The 26,379-nt window shown below is 70.5% G+C and carries 29 protein-coding genes and 1 pseudogene; 19 read left to right on the forward strand and 11 right to left on the reverse strand.

The features are described 5' to 3' along the window. The first annotated feature begins 514 nt into the window (after positions 1-514). Positions 515-1,429, forward strand: coding sequence for a KPN_02809 family neutral zinc metallopeptidase (gene ypfJ / locus VGX25_RS00800; protein WP_326915536.1), 915 nt, complete (start codon positions 515-517; stop codon positions 1,427-1,429). Positions 1,430-1,438: 9 nt separating this feature from the next. On the opposite strand, the pseudogene VGX25_RS00805 reads toward ypfJ, so the two are convergent. Further along, positions 1,439-2,318: pseudogene (locus tag VGX25_RS00805) on the reverse strand (IS5 family transposase). A gap of 112 nt (positions 2,319-2,430) precedes the next feature. Further along, positions 2,431-4,032, reverse strand: coding sequence for a M28 family metallopeptidase (locus tag VGX25_RS00810; protein ID WP_326915537.1), 1,602 nt, complete (start codon positions 4,030-4,032; stop codon positions 2,431-2,433). A 164-nt stretch (positions 4,033-4,196) separates the two neighbouring features. Here VGX25_RS00810 and VGX25_RS00815 point away from each other — a divergent pair, with 164 nt between their 5' ends. Beyond that, complete coding sequence (locus VGX25_RS00815; RefSeq protein ID WP_326915538.1) at positions 4,197-5,177, forward strand: NAD(P)H-quinone oxidoreductase; 981 nt, start codon at positions 4,197-4,199, stop codon at positions 5,175-5,177. Here the strand turns inward: VGX25_RS00815 and VGX25_RS00820 are convergent. Continuing rightward, positions 5,174-6,376 (reverse strand): cysteine desulfurase-like protein, encoded by a 1,203-nt coding sequence (locus VGX25_RS00820; RefSeq protein WP_326915539.1) that lies wholly within the window; start codon positions 6,374-6,376, stop codon positions 5,174-5,176. The two genes, VGX25_RS00815 and VGX25_RS00820, sit on opposite strands and share 4 nt — an antisense overlap. A gap of 59 nt (positions 6,377-6,435) precedes the next feature. Between VGX25_RS00820 and VGX25_RS00825 the strand changes: the two genes are divergently transcribed. Then, positions 6,436-7,005: a bacterial proteasome activator family protein gene (locus VGX25_RS00825; protein ID WP_326915540.1), complete on the forward strand. Its 570-nt coding sequence runs from the start codon at positions 6,436-6,438 to the stop codon at positions 7,003-7,005. Between the two features lie 93 nt (positions 7,006-7,098). Here the strand turns inward: VGX25_RS00825 and VGX25_RS00830 are convergent, their stop codons facing one another. Beyond that, complete coding sequence (locus VGX25_RS00830; protein ID WP_326915541.1) at positions 7,099-7,314, reverse strand: hypothetical protein; 216 nt, start codon at positions 7,312-7,314, stop codon at positions 7,099-7,101. A gap of 256 nt (positions 7,315-7,570) precedes the next feature. Here VGX25_RS00830 and VGX25_RS00835 point away from each other — a divergent pair, with 256 nt between their 5' ends. The 5 genes from VGX25_RS00835 (at position 7,571) to VGX25_RS00855 (ending at position 12,085) form a co-directional block, all read left to right on the forward strand. Then, positions 7,571-8,404, forward strand: a complete 834-nt coding sequence (locus VGX25_RS00835; RefSeq protein WP_326915542.1) for a class I SAM-dependent methyltransferase — start codon at positions 7,571-7,573, stop codon at positions 8,402-8,404. Positions 8,405-8,558: 154 nt separating this feature from the next. Continuing rightward, positions 8,559-9,383 (forward strand): ABC transporter permease, encoded by an 825-nt coding sequence (locus VGX25_RS00840; RefSeq protein WP_326915579.1) that lies wholly within the window; start codon positions 8,559-8,561, stop codon positions 9,381-9,383. A 15-nt stretch (positions 9,384-9,398) separates the two neighbouring features. Beyond that, the gene (locus VGX25_RS00845) at positions 9,399-10,193 is read left to right on the forward strand and encodes an ABC transporter ATP-binding protein (protein ID WP_326915543.1); all 795 of its coding nucleotides are present in this window, start codon (positions 9,399-9,401) and stop codon (positions 10,191-10,193) included. Beyond that, positions 10,193-11,098 (forward strand): glycosyltransferase family 2 protein, encoded by a 906-nt coding sequence (locus VGX25_RS00850; RefSeq protein WP_326915544.1) that lies wholly within the window; start codon positions 10,193-10,195, stop codon positions 11,096-11,098. The genes VGX25_RS00845 and VGX25_RS00850 overlap by 1 nt, the downstream gene beginning before the upstream one ends. Positions 11,099-11,125: 27 nt before the next feature. Next, positions 11,126-12,085 (forward strand): hypothetical protein, encoded by a 960-nt coding sequence (locus VGX25_RS00855; protein WP_326915545.1) that lies wholly within the window; start codon positions 11,126-11,128, stop codon positions 12,083-12,085. On the opposite strand, the gene VGX25_RS00860 is transcribed toward VGX25_RS00855, so the two are convergent. Continuing rightward, positions 12,077-12,736 (reverse strand): class I SAM-dependent methyltransferase, encoded by a 660-nt coding sequence (locus VGX25_RS00860; RefSeq protein ID WP_326915546.1) that lies wholly within the window; start codon positions 12,734-12,736, stop codon positions 12,077-12,079. The two genes, VGX25_RS00855 and VGX25_RS00860, sit on opposite strands and share 9 nt — an antisense overlap. Next, positions 12,679-13,200, reverse strand: a complete 522-nt coding sequence (locus tag VGX25_RS00865) for a DUF6817 domain-containing protein (RefSeq protein WP_326915547.1) — start codon at positions 13,198-13,200, stop codon at positions 12,679-12,681. The genes VGX25_RS00860 and VGX25_RS00865 overlap by 58 nt, the downstream gene beginning before the upstream one ends. 88 nt (positions 13,201-13,288) lie before the next feature. On the opposite strand from VGX25_RS00865, the gene VGX25_RS00870 reads away from it, so the two are divergent. Beyond that, complete coding sequence (locus VGX25_RS00870; protein WP_326915548.1) at positions 13,289-13,558, forward strand: hypothetical protein; 270 nt, start codon at positions 13,289-13,291, stop codon at positions 13,556-13,558. 2 nt (positions 13,559-13,560) lie between these two features. Here VGX25_RS00870 and VGX25_RS00875 read toward each other — a convergent pair whose 3' ends face one another. Next, positions 13,561-13,968, reverse strand: coding sequence for a GtrA family protein (locus VGX25_RS00875; RefSeq protein ID WP_326915549.1), 408 nt, complete (start codon positions 13,966-13,968; stop codon positions 13,561-13,563). 93 nt (positions 13,969-14,061) lie between these two features. Here VGX25_RS00875 and VGX25_RS00880 point away from each other — a divergent pair, with 93 nt between their 5' ends. From VGX25_RS00880 to VGX25_RS00915, 8 genes are read left to right on the forward strand one after another with little or no spacing between them, the layout of a single operon-like run. Further along, a complete protein-coding gene (locus tag VGX25_RS00880; protein WP_326915550.1) occupies positions 14,062-15,408 on the forward strand; it encodes an FAD-binding oxidoreductase in 1,347 nt (448 codons plus the stop codon). Further along, on the forward strand, positions 15,405-16,160 hold the full coding sequence (locus tag VGX25_RS00885) for a decaprenylphospho-beta-D-erythro-pentofuranosid-2-ulose 2-reductase (RefSeq protein WP_326915551.1): 756 nt from the start codon (positions 15,405-15,407) through the stop codon (positions 16,158-16,160). The genes VGX25_RS00880 and VGX25_RS00885 overlap by 4 nt, the downstream gene beginning before the upstream one ends. 37 nt (positions 16,161-16,197) lie before the next feature. After that, a complete protein-coding gene (locus VGX25_RS00890; protein WP_326915552.1) occupies positions 16,198-16,719 on the forward strand; it encodes a YbaB/EbfC family nucleoid-associated protein in 522 nt (173 codons plus the stop codon). A 17-nt stretch (positions 16,720-16,736) separates the two neighbouring features. Beyond that, on the forward strand, positions 16,737-17,591 hold the full coding sequence (locus VGX25_RS00895; RefSeq protein ID WP_326915553.1) for a WXG100 family type VII secretion target: 855 nt from the start codon (positions 16,737-16,739) through the stop codon (positions 17,589-17,591). Continuing rightward, positions 17,588-18,967 carry a hypothetical protein gene (locus VGX25_RS00900; protein ID WP_326915554.1) on the forward strand — a complete coding sequence of 460 codons (1,380 nt, stop codon included), beginning with the start codon at positions 17,588-17,590 and terminating at the stop codon, positions 18,965-18,967. Before VGX25_RS00895 ends, VGX25_RS00900 begins: the two co-directional genes overlap by 4 nt. Then, positions 18,952-19,428, forward strand: a complete 477-nt coding sequence (locus VGX25_RS00905; RefSeq protein ID WP_326915555.1) for a hypothetical protein — start codon at positions 18,952-18,954, stop codon at positions 19,426-19,428. The genes VGX25_RS00900 and VGX25_RS00905 overlap by 16 nt, the downstream gene beginning before the upstream one ends. Then, positions 19,425-20,111 carry a hypothetical protein gene (locus VGX25_RS00910; protein WP_326915556.1) on the forward strand — a complete coding sequence of 229 codons (687 nt, stop codon included), beginning with the start codon at positions 19,425-19,427 and terminating at the stop codon, positions 20,109-20,111. The genes VGX25_RS00905 and VGX25_RS00910 overlap by 4 nt, the downstream gene beginning before the upstream one ends. Then, positions 20,108-20,554 (forward strand): hypothetical protein, encoded by a 447-nt coding sequence (locus tag VGX25_RS00915; RefSeq protein ID WP_326915557.1) that lies wholly within the window; start codon positions 20,108-20,110, stop codon positions 20,552-20,554. The genes VGX25_RS00910 and VGX25_RS00915 overlap by 4 nt, the downstream gene beginning before the upstream one ends. An 84-nt stretch (positions 20,555-20,638) precedes the next feature. Here VGX25_RS00915 and VGX25_RS00920 read toward each other — a convergent pair whose 3' ends face one another. The 4 genes from VGX25_RS00920 to VGX25_RS00935 form a co-directional block, all read right to left on the reverse strand. Beyond that, positions 20,639-21,586 (reverse strand): decaprenyl-phosphate phosphoribosyltransferase, encoded by a 948-nt coding sequence (locus tag VGX25_RS00920; RefSeq protein WP_326915558.1) that lies wholly within the window; start codon positions 21,584-21,586, stop codon positions 20,639-20,641. Continuing rightward, positions 21,583-22,086: a phosphatase PAP2 family protein gene (locus tag VGX25_RS00925; protein ID WP_326915559.1), complete on the reverse strand. Its 504-nt coding sequence runs from the start codon at positions 22,084-22,086 to the stop codon at positions 21,583-21,585. The genes VGX25_RS00920 and VGX25_RS00925 overlap by 4 nt, the downstream gene beginning before the upstream one ends. Before the next feature lie 2 nt (positions 22,087-22,088). Further along, positions 22,089-23,291, reverse strand: coding sequence for a UDP-galactopyranose mutase (gene glf / locus VGX25_RS00930; RefSeq protein WP_326915560.1), 1,203 nt, complete (start codon positions 23,289-23,291; stop codon positions 22,089-22,091). A 212-nt stretch (positions 23,292-23,503) separates the two neighbouring features. After that, entirely contained in the window at positions 23,504-24,964 is a 1,461-nt protein-coding gene (locus VGX25_RS00935) for a hypothetical protein (protein ID WP_326915561.1), read from the reverse strand. A 124-nt stretch (positions 24,965-25,088) separates the two neighbouring features. On the opposite strand from VGX25_RS00935, the gene VGX25_RS00940 reads away from it, so the two are divergent. Together VGX25_RS00940 and VGX25_RS00945 are read left to right on the forward strand one after the other, a co-directional pair. Further along, positions 25,089-25,889 (forward strand): Cof-type HAD-IIB family hydrolase, encoded by an 801-nt coding sequence (locus VGX25_RS00940; protein ID WP_326915562.1) that lies wholly within the window; start codon positions 25,089-25,091, stop codon positions 25,887-25,889. Between the two features lie 12 nt (positions 25,890-25,901). Beyond that, positions 25,902-26,378, forward strand: coding sequence for a histidine phosphatase family protein (locus VGX25_RS00945; RefSeq protein WP_326915563.1), 477 nt, complete (start codon positions 25,902-25,904; stop codon positions 26,376-26,378). Position 26,379: the final 1 nt, after the last annotated feature.

Raw genomic sequence — 26,379 nt, forward strand, 5'->3', positions numbered from 1 at the left:
GCGGCGAGCACATTGGAATGTCCGCTTCGGACGGTGTCCGTGGATTTCACCAGTTCAGGACGGTCGTGCGGCTTGTCCTGACCGGGATCGAGGAGCATATTTGAACCGAGGCAGGCCCGATGCGAGCAGGGCGCGCCAGCCCGGACCGTCCCGTCGCACCGGCCGCGTCGAGAGAGGGTCAGGTGATGCCGTGGCAGGACCCACTTCAGACAACGCTGTGCCGTGGTGGCCGACCGGTGGCCGCAACCCCGCGGCTGAGCCGACAGCATCGGCCCAGTCGCGATTGTGAGCGGCAGGCAACCGGGTATCCGGGTGCACGTGTGCGTAGTGAACGCACATCTCGTGCGCGTCGACGATGTTGAACCCGCTTCGGGCGGCGTCTCGGACGTGCCCGGTGGGTGTCCACGCCAGCCCGGTGCGACCGGTTGGCCACCGCGAGAGTGTCACAGGACCTGGGTGCGTGTGCCTACGGCGGCACCGCACCCAGGCTCTTTTCTGCCCTAAGGTTTGACCCGTGGAGTTCGATGAAGACGTATCGCTGGATACCTCACAGGTACAGGACCAGCGCGGGGCCGGCGGCGGCCTCGGCGGTCGGGTCGCGATCGGCGGCGGCGGGCTGAGCATCGTCGGCCTGATCATCTACTTCGTGCTGTCCCAGCTCGGCGGCGTCGGCGGCGGCGTGCCGCTGTCCACCGGGGACGTCGGCAACGGGGAGCAGGTCAACAACTCCGACCTGGCCAACGAGTGCCGCACCGGCAAGGACGCCAACACCAACCACGACTGCGCGATCGTCGCGATCATCAACTCGATCCAGGCCTACTGGCAGGACGAGTTCGCCCGGTCGAACCTGACCTACAGGGAGGCGCAGACCAACTTCTTCACCGGCGGGGTGCGGACCGGGTGCGGCAGCGCGACGTCGGACGTCGGGCCGTTCTACTGCCCGGCCGATTCGGAGGTCTACATCGACCTGTCGTTCTTCCGGGAGCTGCAGACCAGGTTCGGCGCCCAGGGCGGCACGTTCGCCGAGGCCTACGTGCTGGCCCACGAGTACGGCCACCACGTGCAGAACCTGCTCGGCACCTCGAACCGGGTGCGCGAGGGCAGCGGGCCGACCTCCGACTCGGTTCGCCTTGAGCTGCAGGCCGACTGCTACGCGGGCGTGTGGGCCAATCACGCCACCACCACCCCGGTGAACAAGAGCGGCCGCCCGCTGATCAAGTCGATCAGCCAGGACGACATCACCCGCGCGCTGGACACCGCGTCCCGGATCGGCGACGACTACATCCAGCGCGAGCTGGGCGGCGGCCAGGTGGACCCGAGCCAGTTCACCCACGGCACCTCCGAGCAGCGCGAGAAGTGGTTCCGCACCGGGCTGGACAGCGGCGAACCCAACTCCTGCAACACGTTCGACACCAGCAACCTGGGCTAGGGAGCGTCCTCAAAGCCAGATGGTGAGGGTGGCCAGGTCGATCATGGCTTGGTAGGACAGGGCTGTCTTGTCGTATCGGGTGGCGATCGCACGGAATTGTTTGAGGCGTTGGAAGCAGCGTTCGACGATGTTGCGGCGGCGGTATGCGGTCTTGTCGAAGGCGGGTGGCCTGCCGCCCTTGGAGCCGCGCCGGGCGCGGTTGGCGCGTTGGTCGCGGCGTTCGGGGATAGTCGCTGGGATGTGACGTCTGCGCAGGTAGGTGCGGATCGCTTTGCTGGAGTAGCCCTTGTCCGCCAGCACCCGGTCCGGACGAGTGCCAGGTCGGCCCGGACCGGATCGCTCGAACCGGACACCGGCCAGGACCTGCGCGAAGCGGGTGCAGTCGTTGACGTTCCCGCCGGTCAACACCACCGACAACGGCCGACCGTGACCGTCGCAGGCGAGATGGATCTTGGTAGTGGGTCCGCCACGCGACCGACCGATAGCATGATCATCTGGCTCGGTCTGCCCGAACCAAGACCCGTTCACCCCCTGTGTACGGCCGGGACCGGTGAGCGCCCGCGGCGTGCTGGTGCGCGCGCACGATCGAGGAATCGACCGAGACCTCTCGATCGAGTTCGTCGATCGCTTCTGCGATCACCCGGACCTTGCGCACAAGCATGGTGAGGGTGCCATTGCGCGACCAGCGCCAGAATCGGTTGTAGATCGTCTTCCACGGCCCATACCGTTCCGGCAGATCCCGCCAGGCGATCCCGGTCTTGGCCTTGTAGAGCATCCCGTTGATCACCCGACGGTCACCCACCCGAGGACGCCCCTTCGCACCTGAGAGCGGCAACAATGGCTCGATCACAGCCCACTGCTCATCGGTTAACTCATGCCTGCGCACCACGACACAAGATCAAACCAGGTCACACTCACCGACTTTGAGGACGCTCCCTAGGGCGCACGAACCGAAACGCCCTCCGCACGGTGTCCGTGCGGAGGGCGTTTCGGTCAGCGGGCTACTCGGCGACCACGTGATCGCAGAAGGCGTGCGGCGCGTGGGCCGCGGTGGCCGTCGCGTCCGCGCTCATGGTCCGCATCAGCGAGGTGAAGCGGGCCTTCGAGGCGTTGGCCTTGGACTTGGCCACGGTCGCGGCCGAGGCGTCCGGCGGGATCCCGTTGACGTCCTCGGTGCTGATCCCGTAGGACGCGGCCACCCACGCCATGGCGTCGGCGTTGCGGTCGAGGGCGACCCGGTCGAGGTTGCCCAGGTTGTCACACGCGGCGTGGTAGCACGGGTCGTACGCGACGTTGGCCGCGCCGCCCCACTTGTCGGCCTGGGCAGGCGTCTTGATGCCCTCGGCGCCGGTGAACAGGCCGCCGGCCGGGATGCCAACGGCGATGAACCTGCCGTAGTCCGAGCGGCCGGTGAAGTCCGTGCCCTCGGTCGGAATGCCTGCCGCGTCGAGGAACTCGACGAACGCGCTCTCGATCTGCGCCGAGCCGAACGGGCCGGGGCCGGCGCCGACGCCGTCGGAGTTGTCGCCGTCGTAGACGAAGTACGCCGCGTTCGGCGAGGCGATCATGTCGAAGTTGAGGTACAGCGCGATGTTGAGCTGCTCCTCGAAGTCCAGCGAGTCGACGTAGAAGTTGGAGCCGATCAAGCCCAGCTCCTCCGCGCCCCACCAGGCGAACCGCAGCGCGTTGTTGACCCGCGGCGAGCTGCCCAGCTGCAGCGCGGTCTCCAGCAGCGCCGCGCTGCCCGAGCCGTTGTCGTTGATCCCGCCGCCTGCGGTGACGCTGTCCAGGTGCGCGCCAGCCATCACGACGTTGTCGTGCCGCCCGGTCTGCGTCTCGGCGATCACGTTGTACGTGGTGCGGGGTTCGGTGGTGCCGCGCAGCTCCAGCGTGGTGGCCGCGCCGTTCCGGGTGGCAAGCGCCTCGCCGTCGGCGAGCGTGATGCCGCCGGTCGGGATGCGCACGGCCGCCGGGTCGCCGAGCGTTCCGGCCAGCGCGCCCGGCACGTTGTTGTAGATGACCGCGCCGACCGCGCCCGCGTCGGCGGCCAGCTGCGACTTCAGCAGGAATGTGCAGCCGCCCCGCTTGATCAGCGCGATCTTGCCGGTGACGTCGACGCCGGTGTAGTCGGACGCCTCGCAGCCCGGCGTGTCGTCGACCGGGACCACGGCGAGCGGCGCGGTGATGCCGCCGGTCGGCGTCGACGGGCTGTAGGTCATCCGGCTGATCGGCACGGCGGTGCCGGCGACGCTCAGCGACTGGGCGAGCGTCTGGTCGAAGGTGAACGGAAACTCCTGGCGGGTCACCACGAACCCGGCGGCCTCCAGCTTGCCGGCGACGTACTCGGCCGACTCGACGTGCCCGTTGGTCCCCGCGGCCCGGTTGCCCCCGTTGCGGTCCGTGAAGCGCTGCAGCGCGATGAGGTGACGGTTGATCGCGCTGACGGTCACTTTGCGCACCAGGTTCCGGGCGAGGGCCGGCCCGTCCGGAAGATCCGTTGCGGCTTGCGGCGCGGGTGACGCGGGAGTCGAGGTGAACGCGAGACCGGCGGCGACCGCGGCCAAGGCGACGACCGTTCTCCGCGTTGTACTGGCGGACGGCATGTAGTTCCCCTTACCTGACGGGATGGACGCCGGGCGCCGACCGCCCCGATCTCGATCGTCACAATCCGGCGAAGACACCCTTACCGGATGGTCGCACCTGGTCAATACCCCCGTTCGTACTGTTATCCGGATTCGGCCGTCCGGACCCTCGCTAGGGTCGTGCCATGCACGCGATCACGATGCGCGAACCCGGTGGTCCGGACGTCCTCGAGTGGTCCGAGCACGACGAGCCTGAGCCGGGTCCCGGCCAGGTGCTCATCGACGTCGCGGCCAGCGCAGTGAACCGGGCAGACCTGTTGCAGCGCAAGGGCGTCTACCCGCCACCGCCCGGCGCGAGCGACGTCATCGGGCTGGAGTGCTCCGGCACGGTCGCCGCGCTCGGCGAGGGCGTGACCGGCTGGGAGGTGGGTGAGCCGGTGTGCGCGCTGCTCGCCGGGGGCGGGTACGCCGAGCGGGTCGCGGCGCCAGCGGCGCAGCTCATGCCGGTGCCGTCCGGGGTGGACCTGGTGACCGCGGCGAGCCTGCCGGAGGTGGCCTGCACGGTCTGGTCGAACGTGGTGATGACCGCTCGGCTGTCGGTCGGCGAGGTGCTGCTGGTGCACGGCGGCGCCGGCGGGGTCGGCACGCACGCCATCCAGGTGGGCAAGGCGGTGGGCGCCATGGTGGCGGTGACCGCGGGCTCCGGCGACCGGCTGGCCCGGTGCGCCGAGCTGGGCGCCGACGTGCTGGTGAACTACCGGGAGCAGGACTTCGTGGCCGAGGTGCGGGCGGCGACCGGCGACCGCGGCGCCGATGTCGTGCTGGACAACATGGGCGCGGCCTACCTCGACCGCAACCTCGCGGTGCTGGCCAGGCACGGCCGGCTGGTGGTGATCGGGATGCAGGGCGGCGGCAAGGGCGAGCTCGATCTGCGCGCGATGCTCGGCAAGTGCGCCAGCGTGACCGCGACCGGGCTGCGCTACCGGCCGGTGGCGGAGAAGGGCGTGATCGTCGCCGAGGTCGTTGAGCACCTCTGGCCGCTGATCGAGACCGGCGAGGTGCGGCCGGTCGTGCACGAGGTGCTGCCGATCCAGCAGGCCGCCGACGCGCACCGGCTGCTGGAGGAGGGCGCGCCGTTCGGCAAGGTGGTGCTCAAGGTCCGCTAGGCGATCAGGTCGGCCACCGCGTCGACGAGCTGGTCGATCTCGGCCGCCGTGGTGTAGTGCGCCAGCCCGATCCGCACCGCGCCGCCGACCTCGGCCACCCCGAGCGCGGCGAACACGCCGCTGCGGGTCTCGTCGGCGAACGCGCAGATGCCCCGGTCGGCCAGGTGCACGACGGCCTTGGCCGCCTTGACGTCGGCCACGGTGAACGCCAGCGCCGGGATCCGGCGCATGGCGTCGCCGATCACCGTCACGTCGGACAGCCCGCGCAGCTCGGTGACCAGCTTGGCGAGCAGCCCGGCCTGGTAGGCCTTGGCCGAGCTGATCGAGGTGTGCAGCCGCTGGCGCCGGGTGCCGGACGCGGCGTCGTCCAGGACGGCCAGGTAGTCGACGGACGCGACCAGCCCGGCGAGCAGCGGGTAGGCGTGCGGGCCAAGCTCGAGCCGGTCCGGGCCGCTGGTGTTGGGGTCCAGCGAGCAGGCCGGCAGCCGGTCGAGCAGGGCCGGGTCGGCGAAGGCCAGCGCGCCGACCGTGGGGCCGCCCCACGCGGTGGCGGACACGGCGATCACGTCCACGCCCAGCGCGGCGATGTCCAGCGGCACGAACGGCGCGGCCGAGGTGGCGTCCAGGACGACGAGCGCGCCGGCCGCGTGGGCCACCGAGGCGATCTTGTTGATGTCCGGCCGGGTGCCGACCGTGCCGGACGCGGCGGTGACCGCGACCGCCTTGGTGCGGTGCGAAACCAGGCTTTCGTACTGCCACGCGGGCAGCTCGCAGGTCTCGATGTCGATCTCGGCCCAGCGCACCGTGGCGCCGGCCCGCTGCGCCGCGCGCAGCCACGGCGCGATGTTGGCCTGGTGGTCGAGCCGGGAGACGACCACCTCGTCGCCGATCAGCCAGTTGCCGCCGAGGGCCTCGGCGAGGCGCTGCAGCAGCACCGCGGCGTTGGGCCCGAGCACGATGCCGGCCGGGTCGGCGCCGACCAGGTCGGCGACCGCACGCCGGGCGGCGTCGACGATCGCCTCGGCCCGCTGCGACGCCGGGAAGACCCCGCCGGGGCCGGAGACCGGGGCGCGCAGCGCGGTGGAGACGGCGGTGGCCACCTGCTCGGGGACCTGCATGCCGGCGGGCGCGTCGAGGTGAATCCAGCCATCCCCCAGTGCGGGAAACAGTCCCCGGATCCGAGCGACGTCGAACGCCATGGACCACACCGTAGAGTGGCTGTGTAGAGCCGCGGTTCCCTGGGTCAGGATGGAGGGAGATGAACCAGCCCAACGACGGAAAGGTCGAGCAGGCGCAACACGTGGTGGTGGTCGGACCGGACGGCACACCGGTCGGCGCCGCGCGCATTCCCGGCGCCGGCGGCGGACCGGGCGAGGATGCCGGCAACCGTGAGCAGGTCGGCGACATGATCGAGCAGCCGGCCAAGGTCATGCGGATCGGCACGATGATCAAGCAGCTGCTGGAGGAGGTCCGCGCGGCACCGCTGGACGAGGCCAGCCGCAACCGGCTGCGGGAGATCCACAAGCGGTCGATCGTCGAGCTGGAGGACGGCCTGGCACCCGAGCTGCGCGAGGAGCTGGAGCGGTTGTCGCTGCCGTTCACCGAGGAGGGCACGCCGTCGGACGCGGAGCTGCGGATCGCTCAGGCTCAGCTGGTCGGCTGGCTGGAGGGCCTGTTCCACGGCATCCAGACCGCGCTGTTCGCCCAGCAGATGGCCGCGAGGGTGCAGCTGGAGCAGATGCGTCGCGGCCTGCCGCCGGGCACCGGCGGGCATCCGGGCGAGGCCCATGACGGCCCGAACATTCGCGGCACGGGTCAGTACCTCTGACAGACCCACGCCCTGAAGGCCACCTTCGCGCGCACTTGTCGGCGCCGGGAAGGTGGCCTTCAGGGCACCTCCACAACCCCCGTTACGTCGCGGCTATGACGCCCAGGTCGCGTCGAAGCGCTCGGCGAGCAGGTCACCGACCATCAGCATGCAGGCCATGCAGCGCCGGCCCTGGTCGGTGCAGGTGATCTTGGAGTTGGGCACGCTGTGCTCGCACAGCGCCTCACCGAATTCCTTGCTGGCCTGCTCGGTGCGAAAGGCGTGGACCTGGTCGTCATACTCGGACCGCCACCAATGGACGTCCACCATGCCCCGACCTCCGCCTCGGTCGCGCGATCCCTCTACCCACAGTAGACACGAGGCCATCGCGATCTTGCACCAGGGTATGACGCATTTTCGGAGCTGGATTTTTCACAGTTGATAGGACAACTGTGAATCGTTAACACCCTGTTAACAGGGCCCCTTTGCCGTGAGCCCGCGGTAGTCGACGCGGCACCGCCCGTGGTTCCGGTGATCCGAACGGTGGGCCTATCATGCGCTGACTCACCTGCGAGAGGAGTTCGACGTGCTCGACCGAATGCGCGATCGGTTGGGGATCAAGAGCATCCGCCGCGCCGTGCAGGCCAAGCTTGCGGGCACCGTCGACGAGGTGCTCCGGCGGCACCAAGTCGAGCAGACGAAGTACCTCGAGGAGCAGATCAGCAAGCTCCGGGACGAGGTGCACCTGCTGACCAACCGGACGGTCGACCGGGTGCACGACCTCGAGATGCGCATCCGCAGGGACATCGTCTTCGCCGGTGAGCACAACGCCGCGCGCGAGGCCAGCGAGTTCGCCCGCGAGCACATGGTCTCCGCGCAGCATTGCCGGCACCCGCACCAGACCCTCGAGTACGGGCTGTCGCTCGCCCCGGAGGGCGGGATGGCGCTGGAGTTCGGCGTGTTCAGCGGCACCACGTTGAAGATCATCTCGTCGGCCCGGGGCGGGAAGGAGGTCTACGGCTTCGACTCCTTCCAGGGCCTGCCGGCCGACTGGCGGGCCGGCTACCCGGCCGGCACGTTCTCCGTCGACGGGCTGCCGGACGTGCCCGGCGCCGAGCTCGTCGTCGGTCTGTTCGAAGACACGCTGCCCGGTTTCCTGGAATCGCACGCCGGCCCGGTGGACTTCCTGCACGTGGACGGGGATCTGTACAGCTCGGCCAAGACCGTGCTGGACCTGGCCGGCCCGCGGCTGCGGGAGGGCAGCGTCATCGTGTTCGACGAGTTCTTCAACTACCCCGGCTGGCAGGAGCACGAGTACAAGGCATGGCGCGAGTACGTCGAGCGCACCGGCATCCAGTTCAGCTACCGGGCCTACACCTGGGACAACGAGCAGGTCGTCGTGCAGATCACCGGCCTATGAGGGTGGGGCCCCCGAGCGCGGGGCCCGCGGCCGGCCGTCGGTACGCTGGCTAGCCGTGCCAGCAATCAGCACAGCCGAAGCACCGATCCCCGCGGAACCGATTCCGGCCACCGCGCGCACCTTCGCGCGCGCGCTCGCCGACATCCGCGGCGGCATGCGGGAGCGGGAGCTGTGGAGCCACCTCGGGTGGCAGGACATCAAGCAGCGCTACCGGCGCTCGGTCATCGGGCCGCTGTGGATCACGCTCAGCATGGCGATCACCGCGATCGCGCTCGGGCTGCTCTACTCCCAGCTGTTCGGCGCGTCGGTGGGCACCTTCCTGCCGTACATCACGGTCGGCTTCATCGTGTGGCAGTTCATGCTGGGCTGCCTGGTCGAGGGCACCGAGACGTTCATCGCCAACGAGGGCCTGATCCGGCACCTGCCAGCGCCGCTGACGCTGTACTCGTTCCGGACGGCCTGGCGGCAGGTGCTGCTGTTCGCCCACAACCTGCTGGTGTACCTGGTCGTCGTGGCCATCTTCTGGAGCGACCTGGCGACCCCGGGCTACGTGCTCAGCGAGGGCGGGATCCCGCAGCCGGGCCTGAGCTGGAGCATCGTGTTGGCGATCCCCGCGTTCGCGCTGCTCGCGTTGAACGGGGTGTGGGTCTCACTGCTGTTCGGCGTGATCAGCACCCGGTTCCGGGACATCCCGCCGGTGATCAACGCACTGACCAACCTGCTGTTCTTCATGACCCCCATCGTGTGGACCACGGACATCCTGACCAGCAAGTTCGGTGCGGCCACCAGCGACTGGCGGATTCTGATCGCCGAGCTCAACCCGCTCTACCACTACATCGAGATCCTGCGGGCGCCGCTGATCGGCGGGGTGCAGAGCTGGCACCACTGGGCGGTGGTCGGCGGCCTGACCGTCGTGGGTTGGGGATTAGCGTTGCTCGTGCTGCGGAACTACCGTTCTCGTGTGTCCTACTGGGTCTGAGTGAGGCTTCGCTACATGGTCAGCATCGACGTCTGGAACGCCTCGGTCGACTTTCCGATCTTCGACGCCAAGACCCGGTCGTTGAAGAAGAAGGTGCTTGGCAAGGTGGGCGGCAAGATCGGCACGGAGAGCCGGGTGCCGATCATCGAGGCGCTGCGCGACATCTCCCTTTCGCTCAAGGAGGGCGACCGGGTCGGCCTGGTCGGCCACAACGGGGCGGGCAAGTCGACGCTGCTGCGCGTGCTGGCCGGCATCTACGAGCCGACGAGGGGCTCGTCGCGGATCGTCGGCCGGGTGGCGCCGGTGTTCGACCTTGGCGTCGGCATGGACCCGGAGATCTCCGGCTACGAGAACATCATGATCCGCGGGATGTTCCTCGGCATGACCCGCAAGCAGATGTCCAAGCGGGTGGACGACATCGCGGAGTTCACCGAGCTCGGCGACTACCTGCAGATGCCGCTACGCACCTACTCGACCGGCATGCGGGTGCGCCTGGCGCTTGGCGTGGTGACGTCGATCGATCCGGAGATCCTGCTGCTGGACGAGGGCATCGGCGCGGTGGACGCCGCGTTCCTGAACAAGGCGCGGGACCGGCTGGTGGATCTGGTCAAGCGTTCCGGCATGTTGGTGTTCGCTTCGCACCAGGACGACCTATTGTTCGAGCTGTGTGACACGGCGATCTGGATGGACGAAGGGCACATGAAGATGCGCGGCTCGCTGCGAGAGGTGCTCACGGCGTACAAGGGCCGGGACCCGTTCGCCCATCTGGACCCGCCGCAGCCGGTGCTGACGAACAGCGGCGACTCCTGATGGGTGGGCAGGAGCGGTTGCCCGCCGACGCCGTGGTGGCCGTGGTCGTCACCCGGCACCGGCGCGAGCTGCTCGCCGGCTCCCTGAAGATGATCTCCACCCAGACCCGGCCGCCCGACCATCTGGTCGTGGTGGACAACGGGCCGGACGAGCCGGCGCGCGACATCGTCGAGTCCTGCCCGGTGCCGTCGACCTACCTGGCGTCGCACCGCAACCTGGGCGGGGCCGGCGGCTTCGCGCTCGGCATGCTGCACGCGCTCGCGCTGGGCGCGGAGTGGGTGTGGTGCGCCGACGACGACGGCCGGCCGGCCGACGAGACCGTGCTGGAGACCCTGCTTGGCGAGGCGTCCGCGCGGGGGCTGGCGGAGATCTCCCCGGTGGTGGCCAACATCGAGACGCCGGAGCGGCTGGCCTTCCCGCTGCGCCGCGGCCTGACCTGGAAGCGCAGCGCGGCCGAGCTCGGCGACGACTTCCTGCCCGGGATCGCCTCGCTGTTCAACGGCGCGCTGTTCCGAGCGTCCACTTTGGACGTCGTGGGCGTGCCGGACTACCGGCTGTTCTTCCGCGGTGACGAGGTCGAGGTGCACCGCCGCCTGGTCCGCTCCGGCCTGCCGTTCGGCACCTGCCTGCGCGCGGTCTACCTGCACCCCGACGGCTCCGACGAGTTCAAACCCATGCTCGGCGGCCGGTTCCACGCCCAGGACCCGGAGAACGAGATCAAGCGCTACTACACCTACCGCAACCGCGGCTACCTGCTCTCCCAACCCGGTCTGCGCAAGATCGGCATGCTCGAGATCATCCGGTTCGGCCTGTACTTCCTCGGCACCAAGCGCGACCCCAAGGCCTTCCTGGAGTGGCTGCGCCTCGTCCGCCAGGGACAGAAGGAACGCTTTTACCGCCACTGACGCCATCGCGGGCCCTACGATCGTCCGGTGCGTCGCTCGAAGATCATCGCGATCCTGTCGGCCGTGGTCGTGGTGGCCGGCGCCTGCTCATCCGGCGGATCCGGCTCGGCGCTGCTCGGCGCGCTCGGCAAGGTGCGCGCCACCGACAGCACCCGCCAGTGGATCGAGTACGGGGACCTCGCCGCGCTGCGCTCGCTGCGCGACGCGAACCGGGACCGGTTCCTGAGCCTGACCGGGTCCGGCATGAGCAACATCGCGCGCTACGACAAGACGGTCGCCGAGAACCTCGCGTTCGACCCGCTGTCGATGCGGACGGCCGTCACCGCGGGCGCGCCGCCGAACTGGTCGGGCATCATCTGGGGCTTCTACGACGTCGCGGCCGTCAACGACAAGTTCGCCGCCCTCGGCATCGAACGCACCGGGGACCTCGGCGGCACCACCTGGTCCGCCAGCCCCGACGGGACCATCCGAATCGACTCGCCCCTCGTCGAGACCGCCGGGCCGGCCACCCTCAACAACGTGCGCACCGCCCCCGGCTCGTTCGCCTTCTCCCCCAAGCGCGACACCCTCGCCTTGGTCACCGACCCCGGCTCCGACACCCTGGCCGACGACCCCACGATCAGGTCCATGGCCCACTGCCTCGGCGACGTCGTCGCGGCCGTCATCTCCCGCGCCCGCGGCCCCGAAACCCTCGCCGTCGGCGTCCGCGCCCCCTCGGCCACCGACGTCACCGAGGTCATCTGCGTCGCCCCCGCCACCCGCGACCCCGCCGCCCTCCGCGACCACGCCAGATCCGAGCTGCAGACGGGCCGATCCGCCCTCTCCGGCAGGCCCTGGTCCGAGCTCCTCCCCGACGCCACGGTGCAGGTCACCGGCCTTCCACCCGCCGTCCAGATCCTCGCCAAGCCCGCTCCCGACGCCCCCGCCGGCCGGTCCATCCAGATGCTCCTGGCCGCCGACCTGGACGCCCTCCTGGACCTACGCTGAATCGACCGGCTTGCGGTAGACGAGCGAGTAGCGCCAGTAGAGGTGGCGGCGGATCTCGGCGCCGGGCAACAGGCCGCGGGACAGTGCGCGGATCTCGCGGAGGCTCAGGTCGGGGTCCATGATCGGCGGGTGCGGGCCGGGCCGGGCGCCGCGCAGCCGGCCGGCGGCCGTGCGGGCCTTGTTGGGGGCGAAGGCGATGCCGCTGAGCAGGAGGTCGGCCAGGGTGGGGCGGCTAAGGCCGAGGATGGCAAGGACGCCGCGCGGCGCCAGCGCGTCCCGCAAGCGTGCCACGGTCGCGGCAAACGGGACGTGGTGGATCGCCGCGATGCACGAGATGAAGTCGTAGCGGGCGGCGCCCAGGTCGAGATCGCGGATGTCCGCCTCCAGGTAGGAGACGTTGGGCGGGTCTGCGAACAGCTCCCGGGCGGCGGCGATCATCTCCGCGGACCGGTCGACGGCGTGCACCTCGGCGGCGTGCCGGGCCAGCAGCCGGGCGAACGTGCCCGAGCCACACCCGACGTCCAGCGCGCGATGACAGCCCACCGGCACCTTCCGCAGCAGGAACGGGTGGTAGAAGTCGTTGTGGTTGAAGCTCATCCGAAGAACTCCGTGACCGCGGCGATGGCCGGTCCGCTGGCGTAAGGCCGCCACGCGGTGAACAACCCGCGCAGCCCGGCGCCATGCTCCGCGCGTAGATCATCATTGTGCGTCAGCACGTCCAGCTCGCTGGCGACCGTCAGCTCGACGAAGTCCCGGACCTGCCGCCCGTCCGGCGAGATCTCCGCGCCGGTGAACCGGTCCCGCATCGGCCCACCGTTGTGCAGCCGCGGATAGCTGAAGCCCCGGTCGCAGCTGCCGTACCGGTAGACGATCTCCTCCGCCTCCGGGCCGATCACCTCGACCAGGGTGGGGCGGGCCGCCACCTCGACGAGCCCCTGCGGGAAGCCGTCGGTGCCGTACGCGGCGTGCGCCAGCCCGGCCAGGCACAGCGCGGGACGGGCACCCCACGACGCCAGCATGTCGCGGGTGCGGCACAGATGGGCGAGCAGCGTGCCACCCGGATGGGGCATCTCCTCCGCACCCCGGGCGACGAGGAACTCCTCGACGTCGGTCATGGGCCCACGATGCCACTTTTCTGTGAGCTGATCCGCCGAGGGCGAACCGGGTTGTGCCGCCGTGTGCCGGGCTGGTGGGGTCGAGCACATGAGCGATGTGAAACGGGCACTGGTGCTGCACGTGGCGGGAAGTGGTGAGCCGCTGGTGTTCGCCCTGTCCGACCGGGGGGCGAAGACGCTGGCCGGCCGGCTGCCGACGCTGATGAACTCGGGCGGGGTGGACACGCCGGAGCTGGCCGATGGGAGCACGGTGGCGGTGAACTTCGCGCACGTGGTCACCGCGCACCTCGACGAGCTGCCGCCGCTCGGCCGGGTGTACGGCAGCGTCACCCACCGCGGGCACGGCTTCAACAAATAGCGTCAGGACCGGAAGACCACGGTGCGGAGCATGACGAAGTTGATCACCGTGGCCGTGCCCTGCGCGACCACCCAGGCCAGCGCGTACTCCCAGCGGAAGGCCGGAAGCACCGACAGCGTCGCCGCGTTCGTGCCGACGTTGACGAAGAACGTCACCGTGTACAGCAGGGCGAACCCGCCGGCCTGGGGCAGCCCGCCGTTGCGCGCCCGGAACGTGAACCGCCGGTTGAGGAAGAACGCCGTGGTGGTGCCCGCGATGAAGCTCAGCGCCTTGGCCAGGTGCACCCACACGCCCAGCTGCAGCAGCGCCCAGTAGCAGCCGGAGTCGACGAGGGCGCACAGCGCGCCGACGGCCACGAACCGGACGATCTGGTTCCCAAGGCCGATCCGCCGAGCCTCCACGGTCGCCACCGTCACCGTCCTTTCCCGCCCACCATCTCCCGCCGCGTCCCCGCTCTCGCATACCCGTCAGGCGCGAGACAGTCTAGGGCTACCCTGTTGCCGGTGTTGACCAGGCTGACCGGCTGGGGACGTACCGCGCCGACCGTGGCAGAGGTAGTCAGCACCAGCGACGTGGACGTGATCGCCGAGACCGTTCGCACCGCGGGCGGGCGCGGGGTGATCGCCCGCGGGCTCGGGCGCAGCTACGGCGACCCGGCGCAGAACGCCGGCGGGGTCGTCATCGACATGACGGCGCTGAACCGGATCCACCGGGTGGACGCCGACGCGGGGATCTGCGAGGTGGACGCCGGGGTCTCGCTGGACACGCTGATGCGCGCGCTGCTGCCGTTCGGGCTGTGGCTTCCGGTGCTGCCCGGCACCCGCCAGGTCACCGTCGGCGGGGCGATCGGCAGCGACATCCACGGCAAGGCGCACCACGTCGAGGGCAGCTTCGGCAACCACGTGCGGTCGCTGGATCTGCTCACCGCGGACGGAACCATTCGGACGCTGACCCCGGACGGGCCGGACACCGAGCTGTTCTGGGCCACGGTCGGCGGCATGGGGCTGACCGGGATCGTGCTGCGCGCCACGCTGCACCTCAACCGCGTGGAGACCGCGTACTTCCTGGTCGACACCGAGCAGATCGGCGGCCTCGACGAGCTGATGGCCCGGCAGTCCACCGACGACGAGTCCTATGTGGAGTCCGTGTCCTGGTTCGACGCGACGACCACCGGCCCCCGGCTCGGCCGCGGCATCCTGACCAGGGCGAACCATGCGCGGCTCGACGACCTGCCGCGACGGCTGCGCCGCCACCCGCTGAAGTTCGACGCCCCGCAGCTGCTCACCGTGCCGGACGTGTTCCCGCCCGGGATGCTGAACCGGCTCACCGGCCGGATGTTCAGCGAGGTCTGGTACCGCAAGTCGCCGACCCGGCTCGGGGCCGTCCAGAACATCACGCAGTTCCTGCACCCGCTGGACATCCTCGGCGAGTGGAACCGCGGCTACGGCCCGCACGGCTTCCTGCAGTACCAGTTCGTGGTGCCGTTCGGCGCGGAGCCGGTGATCCGCCGGGTCGTGGAGATCATCGCCGGGTCCGGGCACGTCTCGGTGCTCAACGTGCTGAAGCGGTTCGGCGACGGCAACCCCGCTCCGCTGTCGTTTCCCATGCGCGGCTGGACGTTGTGCGCCGACTTCCCGGTGCGGGCCGGGCTTTCCGAGCTGTGCGACGAGCTCGACGAGCTGGTGCTCGACGCCGGCGGCCGGCACTACCTGGCCAAGGAGTCGCGCGCCGTACCCGAGGCGATCCAGCGCGGCTACCCCCGGCTCGACGAGTGGCGCAAGGTGCGCGCCTCGGTGGACCCTGACGGCGTTTTCGCCTCCGACATGTCCAGAAGGTTGGCTCTGAAATGATCGACGCGGTCGGCAATCCCCAGTCCATGCTCATCCTCGGCGGCACGTCCGAGATCGCCCTTGCCGTGGCCGAAAAGTACGCCGCGGCCCGTCCACTTCGGATCGTGCTCGCCGCCCGGCCGTCGCCGCGCCGCGACGAGGCGGCGGCCAGGCTCGGCCGGCTGAACGCCACGGTGTCCACTGTGGACTTCGAGGCGAAGGACGTGGACAGTCACCCCGGCGTGCTGGACAAGATCTTCGCCGACGGCGACATCGACCTGACCATCGTGGCCTTCGGCGTGCTCGGTGACGCGGAGGCGGCCTGGCAGAGCCACGACAAGGCGGTGGAGCTGGCCAGGGTCAACTACACCGGCGCGGTGTCGGTCGGGGTGGCGCTGGCCGAGCGGCTGCGCCGGCAGGGCCACGGGGCCATCGTCGCGCTGTCCTCGGTGGCCGGCGAGCGGGTCCGCAGGGCGAACTTCGTGTACGGCTCCACCAAGGCCGGGATGGACGGCTTCTACCTGGGCCTGGGCGAGGCGCTGCGCCCGCACGGCATCCGGGTCACCGTGGTGCGGCCCGGGTTCGTGCACACCAGGATGACCGAGGGCATGCCGGCGGCCCCGCTGTCGACCACGCCCGACCGGGTGGCCGACGTGATCGTCGACGCGGTCCGCAAGCGCAAGGACCTGGTCTGGGCGCCGGCCCCGCTGCGCGTGCTGATGTCGATCTTCCGGCACATCCCGCGGGCGGTCTTCCGCCGGCTGCCGGTCTGACCTATCGTCCGGCACGGACTATCGGAGGTGTGTGGTGGTGACGCCCGAGGAGTGGCTGGCCGGCTTCGAGGCGCAGATCGCCGACGTCAAGCAGAAGGCCGCCGAGTTCAAGGCGAACCTCGAGGCCTCAGGCGCCACCGAGACCTCCCCGGACGGGACGCTGACCGTGACCGTGGCGCCGAACGGTGCGCTCACCGGCCTGACGATCGACGACTCCGCGTGGCGCGGCTCGGGCGAACAGCTCGCCGGCAAGATCATGCAGCTGGCCCGGAAGGCCCAGCGGACGGCCGCCGTGCACGTGGCCGAGGCGTTCGCCCCGCTGGCCGGCGAGGACTCCGAATCGTTGCGGATGGTGACCGGCTACCTCCCACCGGAGGAGGACGAGCCGGAGCCCGACGACGGCAGCCGTGGCTATGCGTTCACAAATAATGAGCCGGACGCCGAAACTCGTCCCCGATCGGGGGAACCGCCGGCCCGCCCCCGTCGTCCTGTGTCCAGTCCGGACGACGATGAGGACTTCGGCAATGACCAGATCTTCGGCCGCAGGGACGATTGGTGACCCGAGGGGTGTGACGCATGCCTGATGGTGTCGCGACGTCGGTATCGCCCACGACCACCGCGACCAGCGGTGCGGGCATCGTGGAGAGCTACTCCAGCCTGGTCACCTCGATCACGAGTGACGCCGAGTCCGAGGGCGAGCGGTGCGTCGACGTCGCGCTCAGCGCGGCCGGCGTGGTCACAGACACGGTCGGGTTCGCCATCGACCCGCTCGGCTCGATCCTGACCGCCGGGGTGGGTTGGCTGCTCGAGCACGTGAGCTTCCTGCGCGAGCCGCTCGACGCGTTGCTCGGCAATCCCGACGAGATCAATGCCAACATCGACGCGCTGAAGACCGCGGCGGCCGAGATGCGCACGATCGCCGAGGAGCACCGCCAGGACCTGACCACGGTCGCCGACTGGACCGGCGACGCGGCCAACGCCTACAACGCCAGCATGCGGCAGCTCGCCGAGGAGCTCGACTCGATGGGCATGACGCTGGACGGCACCGCGGCCGTCGTGGGCGTGTCCGGGATGCTGGTCACCACGCTGCGCGGGATCGTCTTCGACATCATCTCCACGGTGATCGCGGAGCTGATCCGCGGCGCCCTGATCGCACTGGCCTCGGCCGCGGTCACGTTCGGCGGCTCGATCGCGGCATACTGCGGCTACGCCGGCGCAAGGGCCGCGATGACCGCGTCCAAGATCGCCGGCAAGATCAGCAAGCTGCTCGGCGGCCTCGGCCGCCAGGCCGGCCGGCTCGCCGAGCTGGGCCGCGCCATGCAGCGCCTTGCCGACGGCCTCGACCGGTTCGCAACCGCCGGCGACCTCGCCTACGGCACCTACCAGGCGGTCAAACCCTACGAGACACCGGCACCGGAGACCACCCGATGACCGGGCGGCGGCGGCACAGCGGCGGTTCACACCACAGTCCGTCCACTTCGCACACTCCACATCGGAGGCAAGACGGCGGGGACGGCGGCGATCCCAGCCGGCGCACCGGTGGCCAGGGCGGCGGTGGGATCAGCGGCAACCTCGACGCGATCGACACGATGGCCGGGCGGCTGGACGCCACCCGGGCCAAGGTCGAGGGCGTCGGCACCATGGTGCGCAGCATCAACGTCGGGCCGCAGAGCATGGGCATCGTCGGCTCCGGGTTCACCGGCGCCGCCCAGGCCCACCTGCAGACCGCCCAGCAGCACGTCGCCCGCACCACCAGGGCCGTCGAGCAGGCCCAGGCCGGCACCCGCGGAACGGCGGCGGCGTATCGCAACACCGACGCCACCAACGCCGCCAACCTGGCCCGCATCGACACCACCACCCGGCCGCCGACCGTCAACTCGACGTCCGGCACGACGAGCCCGGCCGGGACCACGTCCAGCGGAACGCTGACGGCGCCGCCGACCACGCACGGCGGTCCGCCCGGCGGCCCCGGCAGCGGCGGCCCACCCGGCGGCGGTGGGACCCCGCCCACGCCGCCCGGCGGCGGGACCGGTGGCCCCGGCGGGCACGGCACCCCCGGCGGACCGCCGCAGCACCGGGAGAGCTGGCGGGACACCATCAAGCGGAACTTCACCAGGGAGGAGTACCACCGGCTGCAGAAGGCCCTGCACAAGATGGCCCAGGACCCGAGCGAGCCGGGTCGGGTCGCCGGATCCGGGGCCCTGACGCCGAAGGAGCGCGAGCTGGTCGCCCGCGCGCAGAAGCTGGTGACGGTCGAGGCGGACACGCCGATGCGCAAGGTGATCCCGCCGGGCGACGTGGCGAAGTACCTCAGCGGCCGGTACGACTCGATCGGCGGGTTCGTCAGCCGGGCCCAGGACGGTGGGCACCTGAGCACGCCGGACGACATCGTCCGCGGAAACCGGCTCGACTACTACAACAGCCCGTTCGGCCCCGGCATGAGCGAGGTGCACGTCATCGAGTTCCCGGCGACCGATCCCGGCCGCTACCAGACCCCGCTGGGCGCGCCGCAGGATCTGCACACGAACCTGCCGGAGAACTCCCCTGCCGTGCGCAGGGCGACCGACGACATGATGGACGCGGCCGAGGCGGCCGGGCTCGATCCGTCGACCTACCAGCGCTACATCGCGGACTGGCCGTACAGCGGGATCGGTGTGACCGCCGACGGCGACATCGGAATACCGGAGCGAAGGATGACCGACCGCATGCCGATCCCCGACGGCTCGGTGATGTACAAGTACGACGCGTCCGGTGTGGCCACCCCCGTGGCGACGTACCACAAGGGTCTCGGGTGGGTGACGCACTGATGGCCTACCTCGTTGCCCGGCACGGCGAGTTCGCCACGATCGGCGGAATCGAGTACCCCTGCGCGTACCTGCCGAAGACCAACACCGTGCGCCTGGTGTCCAGGGCCGCCGAGAACCCGAACCCCGAGCTGTACCGATGGAACGAGCAGTGGAAGGTCTGGCTCGGCGAGCTGCCGGCCGACCGGTTCGAGCGGGTGGTGGCGGTCAACTCCTATGCGAGGTACCAGGGCCACCGCTGCGAGGTGGAGACCGTCGAGCCCGACGGCTCCGCCGAGCTGATCTACGCGGACTGGAACGGCGCGTGGGCCAGGAACAACGACTTCGTCCAGACCGATCCCGGCACATACCGCAAGACCGTGCCGGTCAGCGAGCTGTACGACTACCACGAGGAACAGGTGGACCTGCTGTTCGACGGCTGGCGCGAGCGGAACTTCGCCCGATCCGCGGGGGACAAGCCGTGACCCAGCCAGTCGTTCCCGGCTCCGGAAGCCTCACCCAGGACGAGCGCGTGCTCGCAGCCCGGGTGCAGGGCCTCGTCGAGATCGCCCCCGACACCCCGATGATCAAGCTGCTGGCCCCCGGCGAGCTGGAACGCTACCTGCGCCGCGAGGTGTCCCAGGGCGAGTGGGGTCGCCGCCCGCCGTTCGACTTCCGCACCGTCGGCGGAATCGTCGCCAGGGCACAGGACACCACCAACCTCCGCACTCCCGTGGAGTTCATGCGTGCGTTCCGGGTGGACTATCCGGGCAGCCCGTTCCGGCCGGACCAACCCGTGGTGCACGTCATGGAGTTCCTCGCTGTCCAACCCGGACAGTTCGTCATTCCCTTGGGCGCGCCGGCATCCCTGGACCCTTCGGCCGGCCTGCGCCCCAACACCCCCGCCGTGCGCGACGCCGCCTACGCCATGATCGACGCGGCCGCCACGGCCGGCCTCGACCCCAACACCTACCGCATGGAGATCGCCCCCTGGCCATACACCGGCACCGGAGTCACCGCCGACCCCGAGCTCGGCGTGCCCGAGCGTTGGAAGCGCCCCAGCACGGTCCCCAGCGGCGCCACGATCTTCCAGTACGACCCGTCCGCGCGGAAACTTCCGGTGGCGATCTACCGCGGCGCCGCCCTGGGATGGGAGCAGTTGCGATGACCTACCCCCGCCCGCGGTCCGGAATCTTCGCCACAGTCGACGGAATCGAGTACGAGGCCAACTCCTACCCCCAGGACGGCCAGGTCACCCTGTTCACCCGCACCGACCACAACCCCGACCCGGCCCTGTTCCACTGGAGCACCGACTTCAACGCCTGGCTCGCCACCATCCCCACCACCCGCTGCGACCGCCTCGTCGAAGTCACCTCCCGCGCCGACTACCAGGGCCTCCCCTGCCAGGTCGTCAACATCGCCCAGGATGGCAGCACCGGCCTCTACTACCTCGGCGACGAGAAGGCCCGCGCCGCCGAAGCCGGCTTCGTCCAAACCGACCCCGGCACCTGGGCCAAAACCGTCGACATCCACGACCTCCACCGCTACCGCGAACACCACAGCGACCTCCTGTTCGACGAATGGCGCCAAAACCATCACCACATCGAGTGATCCCCCATTCCAGACCGCCCAGCCCACCAACAGAACCACCCCGGCGATCCGAACCCAAACCGGGTACGGCACCCAGGCAAATCCCTACACGTAGACCGAAAGCGCGAGACACCCGACCCAGCACGCGCCGAGGATCTGCAACACCCGATCCCGCAAGGCGATGTCCTCCGGCTCGCCCGCGTTCCCCCCATCCACATCCACCGCGTACCGCAACACCGCTACCACGAACGGGACGATCGAGATGACCGCCCAGACCGAGTTGTGCGCGACCCGCTGGCGGATCTCGAAGGCCCACAACGCGTACGTGGTGATCATGATGGCGGCCGAGGTGGCCCAGACGAAGCGGAGGTAGCTGGCCGAGTACTTGGTCAGCGAGGCGCGGATCCGGGCGCCGGTGCGTTCGAAGAGGATGATCTCGGCGTAGCGCTTGCCGGACACCATGAACAGCGAGCCGAACGCGGTGACGAGCAGGAACCATTGGGACAGCGGGATCCCCGCGGCGACGCCGCCGGCGATGGCGCGGAGCAGGAAGCCGGAGGCGACGATGCACAGGTCGATGACCGGCTGGTGCTTGAGGCCGAGGCAGTAGCCGAGCTGGGCGGCGGCGTACACCACGATCACGATGACCAGGGGCCAGCCGGCGAGCAGGGCCACCGCGACCGCGGCGAGGAACAGCACGGCGGATGCCCCGTACGCCAACGGGATCGGCACGATGCCGGCGGCGATGGGGCGGGTGCGCTTGGTGGGGTGGGCACGGTCGGCGGCCACGTCGATGGCGTCGTTGACCAGATAAACGGCGGAGGCGACCAGGCAGAACGCGGCGAACGACAGGGCGGTGTCGATCAGGACGTCGCGTTCGAACATCCGGTTTGCGGCGAACGGGGCGGCCAGCACCAGGACGTTCTTCACCCACTGCCGGGGGCGGGCGGTGCGGATGAGGCCGAGGAGCACGCCGAGCGACCCACGTCGCGCGCCGCCGGCGCCGGGTGGGGCGGCGGCCTCCTCCGGGGTGCTCTCCGCCGTGCTGCTCACCTCGATCCGCTCCCGAGCCTGCGTCGGAGCACGGCGCCCAGTGCGGCGCCGAGCGCCGAGCCGGCCAGCACGTCGGTCGGGTAGTGCACGCCGAGCACCAACCGGGACACCAGCATGGGCGGCACCAGCACCGGCACCAGGCGGCGCCCGGTCAGCCCGGAGAACAGGACCGCGGCGGCGGTGGTGGAGGCGGCGTGCGAGGACGGGAAGCTCAACCGGCTGGGCGTGCCGACCAGCACCCGCACCGACTCGTCGGCCGGGCGGGGACGGCGCACGACCCGCTTGACCGCGATGGAGGCGGCGTGCACGCCGACGACCCCGGCCGCGGCCACCAGCCAGTCGCGCCGGCGCTCCCGGTCGACCGCGGCGCCGGCCAGGCCGAGCGCGAGCCAGCCGGCGCTGTGCTCGCCGAACGTCGACAGCCCGCGGGCCGCCCGGACCACCGGCCCGCGCCCGAGCGCCGCCTGGATGAGCCGGACCGCCCCGGTCTCCCGCGACACGGTCAGCCGTCCAGCGAGCCGTCGAGCGGCGCGCCCGCGGTCAGGTGCGGGGCGACCTTGTTGTCGAACACCGACAGCGCGGACCCGATGGCCATGTGCATGTCCAGGTACTTGTACGTGCCCAGCCGGCCGCCGAAGATCACGTTGCGCTCGCCGGCCTCGCGCTTGGCCAGCTCCCGGTAGCGCTCCAGCTTGGTGCGGTCCTCCGGCGTGTTGATCGGGTAGTACGGCTCGTCGTCCTCCTTGGCGAACCGGGAGAACTCGCGCACGACCACCGTGCGGTCGGTCGGGTAGTGGTCCCGCTCCGGGTGGAAGTGCCGGAACTCGTGGATGCGGGTGAACGGAACGTCCTCGTCGGCGTAGTTCATCACCGACGTGCCCTGGAAGTCGCCGGTGGGCAGCACTTCCCGCTCGAAGTCCAGGGTGCGCCAGCCGAGCCGGCCCTCGGAGTAGTCGAAGTACCGGTCCAATGGTCCCGTGTAGACAGTCGGGGTGCCGGGCGGGATCGCCTCGCGCACCTCGAAGTAGTCGGTGTCCAACCGGACCTCGATGTTCGGGTGGTCGGCCATCCGGTTGAGCCACGCGGTGTAGCCGTCGACCGGCAGGCCCTCGTAGGTGTCGTTGAAGTACCGGTTGTTGAAGTTGTAGCGGACCGGCAGCCTGGTGATGATCGACGCGGACAGCTCGCGCGGGTCGGTCTGCCACTGCTTGGCCGTGTAGCCGCGGACGAACGCCTCGTAGAGCGGGCGCCCGATCAGCGAGATCGCCTTCTCCTCGAGGTTCTGCGCGTCCGCGGTGTCGATCTCCGAGGCCTGCTCGGCGACCAGCGCCCGCGCCTCGTCCGGGGTGAACGACCGGCCGAAGAACTGGTTGATCAGCGCCAGGTTCATCGGGAACGTGTAGACCTGGCCCTTGTACATCGTGAACACGCGGTGCTGGTAGTTGGTGAACTCGGTGAACTGGTTGACGTAGTCCCACACCCGCTTGTTGGAGGTGTGGAACAGGTGCGCGCCGTACTTGTGCACCTCGATGCCGGTCTCCGGTTCGGCCTCGGAGTAGGCGTTGCCGCCGATGTGCGGACGCCGCTCCAGCACCAGGACCCGCTTGTCCAGCTGCGTCGCGGTGCGCTCCGCGATCGTGAGGCCGAAGAAGCCGGAGCCCACGACGATCAGGTCAAAGCCAAGGTAGTTCGGTTCCGAGCTCACGAGCGCCCAGGGTACTGGGCAACGAAAAGGCCTCCGTGCGCGACCGGTCCTCCCGACTCGGCCGGCACGGAGGCCTTACCCCCGATCCCCTGCGGGCTCACCCGCATCCCCCTGAACGAATAGACGCCATATCCGGCGCCAACGTTGCAGGTAACTTTCCGGCATCGTCCGGTCCCGGTAAGACACCGGCCACGGAGCCTCGTCCTACCGGTTCAGCGCGTCGCCGGCTGGAGAACCGGCTCCGCCACCGGCTCGGTCTCGGCCTCGGGCTCGGCCGGCGAGGGCTCGACGGGCCGCGGCCGGGGCAGCAGGGTGGCGACCGCCAGCAGCATGGCGAACCCGGTGCAGAACGCGGCGATCACCTGGTGCTTGACGTTCTCGATGCCCTCGCCGAGCGCGGCCGCGAGGTACTGGCCGAGCGCGACGCTCAGCACGAACAGCAGGACCGTTCCGAGGTCGCGCCGGCCGCGGCGCAGGGCCCGGACGCCGGCCCAGCCGAGCAGCAGCCACAGCGGCAGCAGGACGACCAGCCCGAGCGGCGCGACGAGGCGGAACAGCCCGGAGAACACCGGCACCCGGAACTCCTTGGTGCGCGGTGGGAATCCGGCGTCGCGGGCGAAGCTGCCCTGGTAGTCGGCCCGGACGGTGAGCAGGTCGGTCGCCGAACGGTCCAGGATCTGCGCGGTGCGCTCCGGATGGGTCACGTAGTACCGCATGAGGTTGGCCCTTGTGAACCGGTTGCGGTATCGCTCGTAGAGCGGATGCTGCTCGGACGCGTCCCAGATCCGGGTGCCGATGAACGCGGCGAACTCCTGCGGCAGCCCGAGATCGGCCAGGTCGCCCGCGGTGTCGTGATGGCCGTCGACGATGGAGTTGAAGATCGCGTGGTAGGCGTTCATCTCCTCGGTGCCGTACAGCGCGTCCTTCGGTGCGCCCGCCTGCTGGACGGCGGCGCTCACCCCGGCCACCGCGACCGCAACCGCCACCGGCGCCGCCCACCTGGCCGGCCGGGTGCGGCCGGGTTTGCGGGCGACGAGCAGGGCGAGCACGAACAGCGGGAAGATCATCAGGGTCTGCGGCTTGGCGTTGACCGCCAGGATCGCGCCGGCCGCGGCACATACCGCCCCGGCGTAGCGGCCGCCGCCGGGCCGCTGCATGCGGAGCAACCCGCCGACGGCCAGCACGATCCCGACGAACGCGGGGCCCTCGGTGACCACTGAGGCGAGGTAGCCGAAGAACGCCGAGTCCGCGACCAGCAGCAGCACCAGCGCCCCGAGCGGCAGCCGCCAGCCGAGGGCGAGCGGGAGCCCGACCGTGACGGCGGCGACTGCGATCGCCGCGAGCACGCACCCGACGACGCCCAGAATGATCAGGTTTAGCGCGGCCGGGTCGTCGAGCAGCGCGCCGATCCACTGGGCGAGCCGGGCCAGCCACACCTGGCTCGCCGCGTACACCGAGACGCAGGAGTTGCTGCCCCGGTACATGAGCTCGACGAACTCGTCGCCCACCCGGTCGCCGTCGGACGCGCCGACCTGGCACAACAGCCGCCAGCCGTCGCCGTTGTCGGTGAGGCCGACCGGTCTTGGCACCAGGAACCGGAGGAGGAGCGCGCCGAGCGAGACGGCGAACGCGCCCACCGCGAGCGGGACGGTCGATCGGGCTGAGCGAAACATCGGGGCTCATCCTCCGACACCGGTGTGACGGCCGCTCGACAAGGGCGACAAAATCACGTTTCCGAGGCGCCCAGCCGGGCCCAACCGGCGTGTCACCGCCGATTGCGAAGATGGACTCGTGGAGATGCCCAGGCTGGTCGCGTCGGACGTGGACGGCACGCTGCTCGACCCGATGGCCCGGCTGACCCACCGCACCGCCCGCGCCATCGCCAGGGTGATCGCGTCCGGAACGCCCTTCGTGCTGGTCAGCGGCCGGCCGCCGCGGTGGATCACCCCGGTGGCGCGGCTGGCCGACCTGGACGGCTACGCGGTCTGCGCCAACGGCGCCGTGGTCTACGACATCGCCGCCGGCCGGGCGGTGCTGGTGCGCGGGCTGGACCCGATGGTGCTGCACGACGTGACCCACGCGCTCGGCCGGGCGCTGCCCGGCATCCGGGTCGCCACCGAGCGGGCCAGCACGAACACGCTGAGCATCCCGGCGTACGTGTCCGAGCCCGGCTACAGCAACCCGTGGGGCGACGGGGAGAACACCGAGCTGCCGCGGGCCGAGGTGCTCGGCCACCCGGCGACCAAGCTGCTGGTCCGGCACCGCGGCATGACCAGCGAGGAGATGGCCGAGGCGGCCCGCGAGGTGCTCGACCACGAGGTGGACGTCACGTTCTCCACCAGCAGCGGCCTGATCGAGCTGTCCGCACGGGGCGTGACCAAGGCGTCCGGTCTGGCCGAGGTGTGCCAGCGGCTGGACGTCTCCGCCGGCGAGGTGGTCGCGTTCGGGGACATGCCCAACGACGTGGAGATGCTGCGCTGGGCCGGGCACGGGGTGGCCATGGCCAACGCGCACCGCGAGGCGCTTGCCGCCGCCGACGAGATCACCGCGCCCAACTCCGAGGACGGCGTGGCCCAGATCCTCGAGCGGTGGTTCTGAGAAACTGTCCGGATGCCAACGCTCGTGGTCGTGCGGCACGCCAAGTCCGACTGGTCCGAGGCGAGGCTCGACGAGCAGCGCCCGCTGGCCGAGCGCGGCCGGCGGGACGCCCCGGCGATCGGCGCGTGGCTGGCCACCCACGTCGAGCGGATCGACCTGGTGGTGTGCTCGCCGGCGCGGCGGGCCCGACAGACCTGGCAGCTCGCCGGGGCGGCGCTCGACCCGCAACCCCCGGTCCGCTACGACGAGCGGGTGTACGAGGCGGGGCCGACCGAGCTGCTGACCGTGCTGGCCGAGCTGCCCGCCGAGATCCGCACCGTGGTGCTGGTCGGCCACAACCCCGGCCTGTCCGACCTGGTCACGCAGCTGATCGGCGAGCCGCACGAGCTGAAGACGTCGTCGGTCGCCGTGCTCACCTGGCCCGGCTCCTGGGTGGACGCCGAGTTCGCCACCGCGACCCTGGCCGCCCACACGACGGCACGGGGTTGAC

The organism is Actinophytocola sp., assembly GCF_035942955.1.
Classification (GTDB): domain Bacteria; phylum Actinomycetota; class Actinomycetes; order Mycobacteriales; family Pseudonocardiaceae; genus DASYTH01.

Excerpts from the sequence above, each read along its gene's own strand:
- VGX25_RS00840 (WP_326915579.1), top strand. The coding sequence starts at position 8,559 with ATGCGGGAGCGGGAGCTGTGGAGCCACCTCGGGTGGCAGGACATCAAG.
- VGX25_RS00935 (WP_326915561.1), bottom strand. The coding sequence starts at position 24,964 with ATGTTTCGCTCAGCCCGATCGACCGTCCCGCTCGCGGTGGGCGCGTTC.
- VGX25_RS00820 (WP_326915539.1), bottom strand. The coding sequence starts at position 6,376 with ATGGCGTTCGACGTCGCTCGGATCCGGGGACTGTTTCCCGCACTGGGG.
- VGX25_RS00865 (WP_326915547.1), bottom strand. The coding sequence starts at position 13,200 with ATGACCGACGTCGAGGAGTTCCTCGTCGCCCGGGGTGCGGAGGAGATG.
- VGX25_RS00870 (WP_326915548.1), top strand. The coding sequence starts at position 13,289 with ATGAGCGATGTGAAACGGGCACTGGTGCTGCACGTGGCGGGAAGTGGT.
- VGX25_RS00825 (WP_326915540.1), top strand. The coding sequence starts at position 6,436 with ATGAACCAGCCCAACGACGGAAAGGTCGAGCAGGCGCAACACGTGGTG.
- VGX25_RS00895 (WP_326915553.1), top strand. The coding sequence starts at position 16,737 with ATGCCTGATGGTGTCGCGACGTCGGTATCGCCCACGACCACCGCGACC.
- VGX25_RS00850 (WP_326915544.1), top strand. The coding sequence starts at position 10,193 with ATGGGTGGGCAGGAGCGGTTGCCCGCCGACGCCGTGGTGGCCGTGGTC.
- VGX25_RS00885 (WP_326915551.1), top strand. The coding sequence starts at position 15,405 with ATGATCGACGCGGTCGGCAATCCCCAGTCCATGCTCATCCTCGGCGGC.
- VGX25_RS00845 (WP_326915543.1), top strand. The coding sequence starts at position 9,399 with ATGGTCAGCATCGACGTCTGGAACGCCTCGGTCGACTTTCCGATCTTC.
- VGX25_RS00915 (WP_326915557.1), top strand. The coding sequence starts at position 20,108 with ATGACCTACCCCCGCCCGCGGTCCGGAATCTTCGCCACAGTCGACGGA.
- VGX25_RS00815 (WP_326915538.1), top strand. The coding sequence starts at position 4,197 with ATGCACGCGATCACGATGCGCGAACCCGGTGGTCCGGACGTCCTCGAG.
- VGX25_RS00900 (WP_326915554.1), top strand. The coding sequence starts at position 17,588 with ATGACCGGGCGGCGGCGGCACAGCGGCGGTTCACACCACAGTCCGTCC.
- VGX25_RS00940 (WP_326915562.1), top strand. The coding sequence starts at position 25,089 with ATGCCCAGGCTGGTCGCGTCGGACGTGGACGGCACGCTGCTCGACCCG.
- VGX25_RS00830 (WP_326915541.1), bottom strand. The coding sequence starts at position 7,314 with ATGGTGGACGTCCATTGGTGGCGGTCCGAGTATGACGACCAGGTCCAC.
- VGX25_RS00945 (WP_326915563.1), top strand. The coding sequence starts at position 25,902 with ATGCCAACGCTCGTGGTCGTGCGGCACGCCAAGTCCGACTGGTCCGAG.
- VGX25_RS00810 (WP_326915537.1), bottom strand. The coding sequence starts at position 4,032 with ATGCCGTCCGCCAGTACAACGCGGAGAACGGTCGTCGCCTTGGCCGCG.